The sequence below is a fragment of the Nocardia carnea genome (genome assembly GCF_029869215.1).
Taxonomy (GTDB): domain Bacteria; phylum Actinomycetota; class Actinomycetes; order Mycobacteriales; family Mycobacteriaceae; genus Nocardia; species Nocardia carnea_B.
The window spans coordinates 1-9,476 of record NZ_JARWPM010000117.1 but is presented as its reverse complement, the minus strand read 5'-3'; the positions used below and the strand labels follow the sequence as shown (position 1 = coordinate 9,476).

The 9,476-nt window shown below is 70.3% G+C and carries 3 protein-coding genes; all 3 read left to right on the top strand.

The genetic code is table 11. The features are described from left to right. Positions 1-2,802, top strand: a 2,802-nt coding sequence (locus tag QH276_RS07455) for a non-ribosomal peptide synthetase (protein ID WP_280402780.1), incomplete at its 5' end; no start/stop codon positions are given. Then, entirely contained in the window at positions 2,799-8,345 is a 5,547-nt protein-coding gene (locus tag QH276_RS07450) for a non-ribosomal peptide synthetase (RefSeq protein ID WP_280402779.1), read from the top strand. The genes QH276_RS07455 and QH276_RS07450, both read left to right, overlap by 4 nt. Further along, positions 8,342-9,476, top strand: a 1,135-nt coding sequence (locus QH276_RS07445; protein ID WP_280406674.1) for a saccharopine dehydrogenase NADP-binding domain-containing protein, incomplete at its 3' end; no start/stop codon positions are given. The genes QH276_RS07450 and QH276_RS07445, both read left to right, overlap by 4 nt.

Below are 9,476 nucleotides of genomic sequence, written 5' to 3'. Positions count from 1 at the left end.
GCGAGGGTGCGGCGGCCGCGGTTCGTGCGGCGGGAGGTCCGGCTGGATGCGGACGTCTGGAGTCGGATCGTTTCGCGTGCGCGGGCTATCGGTGTGACGCCGAGTGTGGTGCTGCTGGCTTGTTATACGTGGGTTTTGGGGTGTTGGAGTGCGCAGCGTGAGTTGACGGTGACGTTGACTCGTTTCGATCGCCGGGATGTGCATCCCGACATCATGCGGGTGGTGGGGGATTTCAGTTCGTTGTTGTTGGTGGCGGATCGGCCTGTGGAGAACGAGAGTTGGTCGGGGCGGGCGCGGCGGTTGCAGGAGCGGTTGTGGAGCGACCTGGATCATCAGCAGGTGTCCGCGGTCCGGGTGCTGCGCGAACTCGCTCGTGAGAGTGCGGTGCCCGCGGAGCCGGTGCCGGTGGTGTTCACCTCGATGTTGGGTGTCGACGACGAGTTGGCAGCCTCGGTGCGGTGGCCGGACTACACGCGGACCCAGACTCCGCAGGTGTGGCTCGATCATCAGGTCATCGAACTGCCGGACGGGTTGTTGCTGAGCTGGGATTCGGTGGACGAGCTGTTCCCCGACGGGCTGGTCGGCGACATGCTGGCCACCTACCACCGGCTGCTGAACCGGCTGGGTGAGATCGATTGGGAACAACCACTCGATATGGCACTGCCGGTACTACCACCGCATCAGCGAATGGTCCGCGACCGGGTGAACGACACCGCCCGGCCGGAGACGCTCGATCGGCTCACCGCCGCGCCGGCGCGCAGGGCAGTCCGGAGCGCTCCGGACACCCTGCTGCATGCGGCGATGTTCGATATCGCCGTGGCCGATCCCGGTCGCACGGCACTCGTCGACGGCGAGACAACACTGTCCTTCGGTGCCCTCGCCGAGTTCAGCCGGAGAATCGCGGCATTGCTGACCGCGCACGGTGTCCGGCCGGGTGACACGGTCGCGGTGTGTGCGGCCCGGGGTGTCGCGCAGGTGGCGGCGTTGTACGGGGTGCTGGCCGCGGGGGCGGCGTATGTGCCGGTTACCCCGGATCAGCCGGTGCGGCGCCGGACCGCGATCCTGGAACAGGCCGGAGTCGCCGCGGTACTCACCGACAACACCGGCCGATTCGGTGCTTCCGCGACCTCTGTGCAGCGTGACGATGCGACCGGCATCGCCGAGTTCGCCGACTTCACCGGCATGGGCGGGCTTGGTGGTATCGAAGCGCCCGGTCGTGCCGGCGCCGGGACAGCCGGCGCGGCCGCACCCGGCGATGCAGACGGAGTTGCCGGCCTGGCCGGTCCCACCAGTGGCGCTGGGCATGTTTCCTCCGTCCGTGCCGGTCGCGCCGCCGGTGACGGTGGCGATCGAGCGTCCGGACCGCGCGCAGATGGAGTGCCGGTGGTGGCGATCGCGGACGCACGACAGCACGAGCCCGCGCCGGTCTACCGCGGCAGCGATAACGATCTTGCCTACGTGATCTTCACATCCGGTTCCACCGGTGTCCCGAAGGGCGTCGAGATCGAGCACGGGCAGGCGGTGAACACGCTCGCCGACGTGCTGGATCGCTTCGCGCTCGGCGATGCCGACCGGGTACTCGCCGTTGCGGCTGTCGATTTCGATTTGTCGGTGTTCGATCTGTTCGGTGTGCTGGGTGCAGGTGGGAGCGCGGTGCTCGTCGCGGACGCGGACCGGCGGGATCCGGACCGGTGGCTTGCGTTGGTGCGGGAACACGGTGTGACGGTGTGGAACACGGTGCCGGCGATGCTCGACATGCTGCTCGCGGTTGCCGAGTCCGAATCCGTCCCGATGCCCTCGTTGCGCGCGGTGCTGGTGTCCGGGGACTGGGTGGGCCTGGACTTGCCCGGCCGGCTCGCCGCCCGCTGCGCGGAGTGCCGATTCGTCGCACTGGGTGGTGCGACCGAGGCGGCGATCTGGTCGAACTACTTCGAGGTCGGCACCGTGGACCCGGAGTGGACTTCGATTCCGTATGGTCGCCCGTTGCGTAACCAGCGCTTCCGGGTGGTAGACGAGCACGGCGGGGATCGTCCGGATTGGGTGCCGGGCGAGTTGTTGATCGGCGGCGCCGGAGTCGCCCGGGGCTACCGCGGGAGACCGGACCTCACTGCCGCGTCGTTTTTCGACGAGGGCGGGATTCGCTGGTATCGCACCGGAGATCTGGGCCGCTATCGTGCGGACGGCGTTCTCGAATTTCTCGGCCGCGCCGACCGTCAGGTCAAGATTCGTGGGCATCGGGTCGAGCTCGGGGAGATCGAGCAGGCCATCACCGCGCACCCGCGGGTCCGGCGGGCCATCGCGCTGGCGGTAGGGGAGCGCACTCAGGCGCGGCTGGTCGCCTTCGTCGAACCGGAAACTCCCAACGATCCGGAGCGTCTCCCGGACATTCTTCCCGGCTTCCTCGCCGACCGTCTTCCGCCCGCCTGGATGCCCGAACTCATTCCCCTCGCCGATCCGCCGCTGACCGGCAACGGAAAACTGGACCACGCCGCTCTGGTGCGGCGAGCCGAAGCAACGGCCGGGACAACAGCGTCCGAGCCGGGCGAGCCGATCCGCGCCGGGCTGGAGACGCGAGTGGCGCAGGTCTGGGCAGACACGCTCGGCGCCGCCCCGGCCGGCCGGCATACGAGTTTCTTCGGCGCGGGCGGCGATTCGCTGTCGGCGACCCGCCTGGTGAGCCGGCTGACCCGGGAACTCGGCCTCGCCGTGACCCTGCGCGAATTCTTCACCACTCCGACCATCGCCGGACTCGTCCGCGACCAACCACATACCGGTATCGAACTCGAAGAAGGTGCTCTGTGAACGTCCCCGATCTGGTAAACGAGCTACGACAGCGAGGAGTTCACCTGTGGGCCGACGGTGACCAGATGCGGTTCCGCGCGCCCCGAGGCGTGCTGACCGCCGAATACCGGGATCGGTTGGTGGCGAACAAGGCCGCGATTCTGGACTACCTCGCCCGGGATCAGGCGGTGATCAGCGTATCCGCCGATACCGCCGCCGCCCACGAACCGTTCCCGCTGACCCCGGTACAGCAGGCGTATCTGATCGGCCGCGACCCCACCTATCCTTTCGGCGGGGTCGCCTGCACCGGCTATCTCGAAATCTCCTACCCCGGAGCCGAACCGGAGAGTGTGGAGGCGGCGTGGAATACGCTGGTGCGCCGCCACGATATGCTCCGGGCCACCGTGCATGCCGACGGCTTCCAGCAGGTCACCGCGACCGTGCCGCACTACGCCATCCCGGTGACCGATATCCGGGGTAACGATGCCGCCGAGGTCGGTACCGTGCTGGACCGGCAGCGCGACGAACTACTCGGCCCGGCCGGCGCCACGGACACCTGGCCGTTGTTCGCCCTGCGCCTCACCCGCACCGATACCGCGTGCGTACTGCATCTGCTGCTGGAACTGCTGGTCGTCGATGCCGCGAGTGTGCAACTGCTACTGGCCGAACTCGACGAACTCGTGCACGCGGCCGGCGACGCCGCGGTGTTGCGGCCGGCGCCGGAGATCGGTTTCCGCGATTATCTCCTGGGTGTGCAGGAGCTGCGCAACGGGCCGCGCTATCAGCGGGATCGGGAGTACTGGCAGGAGCGGATCGACACCTTGCCCGCCGCGCCGGAACTACCGATCCGGGCGGGTGACGCCGGCTTCGGAGCCGACGCCGGCCCGGGTTTCGTTCGGCTGCACCGGTGGCTGCCGGGCTCCGTTCTGGACGGTCTGGCCCGTCACGCGACCGAGCACGACCTCACCCTCTCCGGTGCGGTCCTCGCCGCCTACGCCGAGGTCATCGGACGCTGGAGCCGGAAGCGGCAATTCACGCTGAATCTGCCGGTGTTCAACCGGTTCCCCGCTCATGCCGATATCGGTGCGGTGCTCGGCGATTTCACCTCCGTGAACCTGCTCGGCATCGACCTCGACGCGCAGGACACTTTCGCCGGCCGCGCCCGCGGGATCGCCGCCCAGTTGTTCACCGACCTCGATCACCGGCTCTTCGACGGGGTCGAGGTGCTCGGCGAGCTCACCCGCCGCGCGGGCAGTCCGGTACTCATGCCCGTGGTGTTCACCAGCACGCTCGGCAGCGTCGAACCCGGCGCACCGGAGAATCGGGGCCGGATACTGCGCGGCCTCACCCGCACTCCGCAGGTGTGGCTCGACTGCCAGGTCACGCCGTACGACAACGGCCTGATGATCGCCTGGGACGTGCGCCGCGACGTCCTGGCCGGTGATACCGCCGCCGCGGCCTTCGGCGCCTTCGCCGACCTCCTGACCCGATTGGCCGAAGCGCCCGAGGCATGGCGCGAGCAGTATCCGGTTGCCCTGCCGCCCGCGCAGCGCGCCCGCCGCGACATCTACAACGACACCGCTGCCGATACCGCACCCCGGCTGCTGCACCAGCGGATTCTGGTGCGGGCCGAGACGGATCCGCAGGCGCCCGCGGTGATCCACCGGGACACCGTGCTCGGCTTCGGCGAGTTGCGCCGCCGCGTCGCCGCGGCCGCCACCGCCCTGCGCGAAGCCGGTGTGCGGTCCGGTGACCGGGTGGCCGTCCTGATGGAGACGGGGCCCGAGCAGGTCGTGGCCGTACTGGCGGCCTCGGTGCTGGGTGCCGCCTACGTGCCGATCTCGGTCACCCAGCCGATGGCGCGCCGGGAACGGATCCTCGACCGCGCCGGGGCGGCGGTGGCGCTCACCCAATCCTGGTTACGTGATCGCGGCGAAATCCCCGCAACCGCTCGGCCGGTGGCTGTGGACCTGCTACCGGGCACCGAGACGCTGCCCGCGGCCGCCGCCGACCCGGACGCCCCGGCCTATGTCCTCTTCACCTCCGGCTCGACCGGCGAACCGAAGGGCGTCGTCGTCACCCACCGGGCCGCGGCGAACACCCTCGACGATATCGAGGAGCGGTTCGCCCTGACCGCCACCGACCGGGTACTGGGTGTGGCGAACCTGGCGTTCGACCTCTCCGTATGGGATATCTTCGGGGTGCTCGCGGCCGGCGGTGCCGTGGTGCTCCCCGAACAGGACCGGGCGGCCGATCCGTCGCACTGGCTCGAACTGGTACAACAGCATTCGGTCACCCTGTGGAACAGCGTGCCGGGGCAGTTGCAGATGCTGCTGGACGTCGTCGAATCCACGTCCGGGCCCGAGGGCCGCGCCGGTTCGTTGCGGCTGGTGCTGCTGTCCGGTGACTGGATTCCCGTGGACCTGCCCGACCGGCTGCGCGCGAGCCACCCGGACGTGACCGTGGTCGGACTGGGCGGCGCCACGGAGGCCGCCATCTGGTCCATCCACCACCCGATCGGCCGGATCGACCCGGACTGGCGCAGCATCCCGTACGGCACACCGTTGCGGAACCAGACCGTGCACGTACTGGATACCGCCCTGCAGGACTGCCCCGACCACGTCACCGGCGAGATCTACCTCGGCGGTACCGGATTGGCCGAGGGTTACCTCGGTGACGACGAACTGACCGCGCAGCGCTTCCTCCGGCATCCCCGGACCGGCGCCCGGCTCTACCGCACCGGTGACCTCGGCCGTTTCCACCCCGACGGACGGCTCGAATTCCTCGGCCGCGAGGACACCCAGGTCAAGATCCGCGGCCACCGCGTCGAACTGGGCGAAATCGAATCCGCGCTGCGCCGTCATCCCGCCGTGGCGGATGCCGCGGTGCTCGTCGACGGCCGCGGCCCGGGCGCGCGACTGCTCGGTTACGCCGAGATCGCGACCGACATCTCCGGTGAGCAGGCGCCCGGTGCGCCCGCCGCCGATGTGCTGGCCGCCGCGGAGAACGCCGCCGCCGCGGCGCAACAGGAGGTCGACGGCGAATCCTTCGTCGCGCTCATGCACGCCGTCGACGAGATGGCCATGTTGTCCATCGCCGCGCAGCTCCGCGGATGCGGCCTGTTCGCCGATCGCGAGCGCGCGCACGACCTCACCGAGATCGCCGCGGCCACCGGTGTCTCCGAGCGGCAGCACGGCCTGCTGAAGCGCTGGCTGGCCGCCCTCGCGGACGGGGGTGCGGTGGTGCACGATCCGGGCACCGGCCGCTACCGCGACCTGATCGCCGCGGGCCCGCGTGCGGTCGAGGCCGCGTGGCAGCGCATCGATGAGCTGGAAGCGATCGTGGGCTACGGCAGCGAGACCCTGTCCTATATCCGTGCCTGCAGCAGCCGGCTGGACGATCTGCTGCGCGGCGTGCTCGATGTGCGCGAATTGCTGTTCCCCGCCGGAAAGCCCGGTGCGGCGCACGCCGTCTACCGCACGAACCTGGTGGCCCGCAGCTCCCATCGCATCGTGATCGATACCGTGCGCGAGATCGCCCGGCAGTCGCCGCACCGGCTGCGGATGCTCGAAGTCGGCGCGGGTATCGCCGGTACCAGCACCGAGCTGATTCCCGCGCTGGCCGAGTTCGCACCGGACTACCAGTTCACCGATATCTCGGAGTACTTTCTCGGCGAGGCGCGCACGAAATTCGCCGATTACCCATGGGTGCGCTATGGACGCTTCGATATCAACGCCGACGCGCCGGCCCAGGGCCTGCGACCCAACTCGGCCGATGTCATCCTGTGCGCGAACGTGCTGCACAATTCGGTGAACGCCGACGAAGTCCTGGCGCGGTTACGGGATCTGCTCGCCCCGGGCGGCTGGCTGATATTCCTCGAACCCACCCGGCAGCACAACTACGCGCTATTGGTATCGATGGAGTTCGAATTCTTCAGCGAACTCACCGCGTTCACCGACGTCCGGGCCGGCACCGGACAGGCGTTCTTCACCCGCGAGCAATGGTTGCGCCAGCTCGGCACCGCCGGCGCCGGCCATATCCGGGTACTGCCCGCCGAGAACACCCCGCTCGCGGCTTCGGGACAGGGCGTATTCGTCGCCCGGTTCAAAGGCGAACGCCGCACCGTCACCGAACAGCAGCTCACCGAGCACGTCGCGGCACTGTTGCCCGGTCATATGGTGCCCGACGAGCTCGAGCTGCTGGACGCGCTGCCACGTTCGGCGAACGGGAAGCTGGACCGCGCGGTACTGGCCGAGCGCGCCGCCGCGGCGCCGGCTGCCGGGGCGGCGGGCGATTTCGTCGCGCCCGCCGACGAGATCGAGGAGCGCATCGCGCAACTGTGGCAGGAGATGCTCGGCGTTCCCAAGGTCGGTCGCGACCAGAATTTCTACACCCTCGGCGGCGATTCGCTGTTGCTGTCGCAGATGGTCGGGAAACTGCGGGATCGGGTCCCCGAGGTCGCCGATATCGAATGGCAGGAACTGCTGCGCGATGTGCTGCGCAATCCGACCGTCGCCGCGCTCGCCGCCCGACGGCACGGTACGCAGGCGCCCGCCGGCACGCCGCGCGCGCAGAGCGCGGTGCGGTCCCTGGGCGGCCGGTCCGGCCACGACGCCGGCACCTGGGTGCTCGTACACGGTGGCACCGGGACCCTGTCGCCGTACGACGCGCTGCTTCCGTATCTGCGCGACGCGCATCCCGGCGCCCTGCTCGGGCTCGAGATCACCGATCCGGCGAAGTATCTGAACCTCCCCGCCGACATCGTGATCGGCAGGCAGGCCGCCGATTACGCGACGGAGCTGCTCGCATACGACAACCGGTTCCGGATCGTCGGATACTCCGTCGGCGGCCTGCTCGCCGCCGAGCTCGCGCGCACGCTCACCGAGTCGGGAGCCACGGTCGACGAGCTCACCGTGATCGGCTCCTATCAGCCGCCCGCGGTACACGACGAGCTGCTGACCGAATACGTGTTCGCCCAATCCCTCGGCGTCGACCCGGCCGCGGCCGGATTCCCCGCCGATGCCGCGGCGATCGAGGCCGCACTGCGCACGATCCTGGACCGCACCCCGGACCGGGTCCCCGCGGGGGCGCTGACAACCCTGACCGGCGACTCGGCGGCGCTGGCGGCGGAATTCCGGGAACTGGCCGCCGTACCGCGCGCCGACCGCCTCGCCGCACTGCGCACCGCGGCCACCTCGGCGACCGGACCGTATCGGTCACAGGAGCTCCCGCCGGCGGAATTCCGCAGGCAATTCGATATTTTCGCGCACAACCTCCGGGCCATGGGGGAGTACCGCGCCGAGCCCTATTTCGGTCCGATGCGGGTGCTGAGCAACAGCGGTACCGCCACCCTGATGGGTACGCGGGCGGAAGTGGACCGCTTCTGGTCGCGGATCGCACTCGGTGGCCTGGTCATCGAGGAAATCCCCGGCGACCACCTCACCAGTATGTCCGCGGCCCATGCCGCCGAGGTCGCCGCCCGCCTCACCGCACCGCTCGTGCCGGAGACCGGTGCCGCGCCGGCGGTGTCGCCGGGGCCCGGCGTCCGGGAGGTACGGCGGTGACAGGGACCGCCGGCCGGGTAGCCGTACTCGGTGCCACGGGAGTGGTCGGGCGGGCGGCGGTGCGGATGCTCACCCGGCTCGGTATCGGTGCACTGCGGCTCGGCGCACGCGGTATCGACGGGCTCGCGTCCGGGGCCGTACCGTCCGGTACCGAGGTGCGCCGGGTGGACGCCGATGACCCGGCTTCGCTGGCCCGGTTCTGCGCGGGAACGCGGCTGGTGCTCAACTGCGCGGGCCCGTCGTATCTGCTGGCGGACCGGGTGGCGCGGGCGGCATTGGCGGCCGGGAGCGACTATGTCGATGTCTCCGGGGACGGGCCCGCCTATCGGCTGCTGGACGGGTCGCCGCTGGTGGCCGGCGAGCGGACCGCGGTGTTGTCCGCCGGTATGCTGCCGGGCGTCGCCAATGTCGTTCCCCGGGTGCTGGCCGGCGACCTCACCGGCGCCCGGCTGGTCGTCTACGCGGGCGGTATCGAGCCGTTCGCGCCGGCCTCGGCCGGGGACCTCGCCCTGTCCCTCGACGGTTCCGGCGACGACCACTGGTACGGGGAAACCCTGGCCGCCTGGTCGGGCGGCCGGCGCCGGCGCAATGCCCTGCCGGTACGCGAGGATATCGAAGTCGCCGGGTTCCCCGGCCGGGTGACCACCATGCCCTTCCTGACCGCCGACGCCGAACGGTTCGCCCGGACGACCGGACTCGACGATCTACACTGGTACAACGTGTTCGTGGGCCGTGCGCTGCGGCTCACGCTGACCCGGCTCCGCGGCCGCGTGGGCAGCGACCCGGCGACCCTGGCCGCGGTTGCCGACGAGATCGGCGCGGCGGCCGCGCTCGATCTGGCCGGGCTCGACCCCTTCTATCTGATGGCGTTCACGGTGTACCGCCCGGACCGCGTCGATACCGCGGTGCTGCGCACACCGAGCAGTTTCGAGCTCACCGCCGCCCCCGGCCCCGGCGGCGGCCCCGGGGGGGGGGGCCGGGGAGGACCCCCGGGGGGGGGCGGACGCCCCGCAACGTATGGGTCTGCTGGACGCGGAAACGGATCTGCTGCCCGCCACGGAACTCGGCGCGAACCCCGATTTCGCCCGCACGATCGGGGTCGATCTGCCACCGGCCGATCTGGCTCGCTGG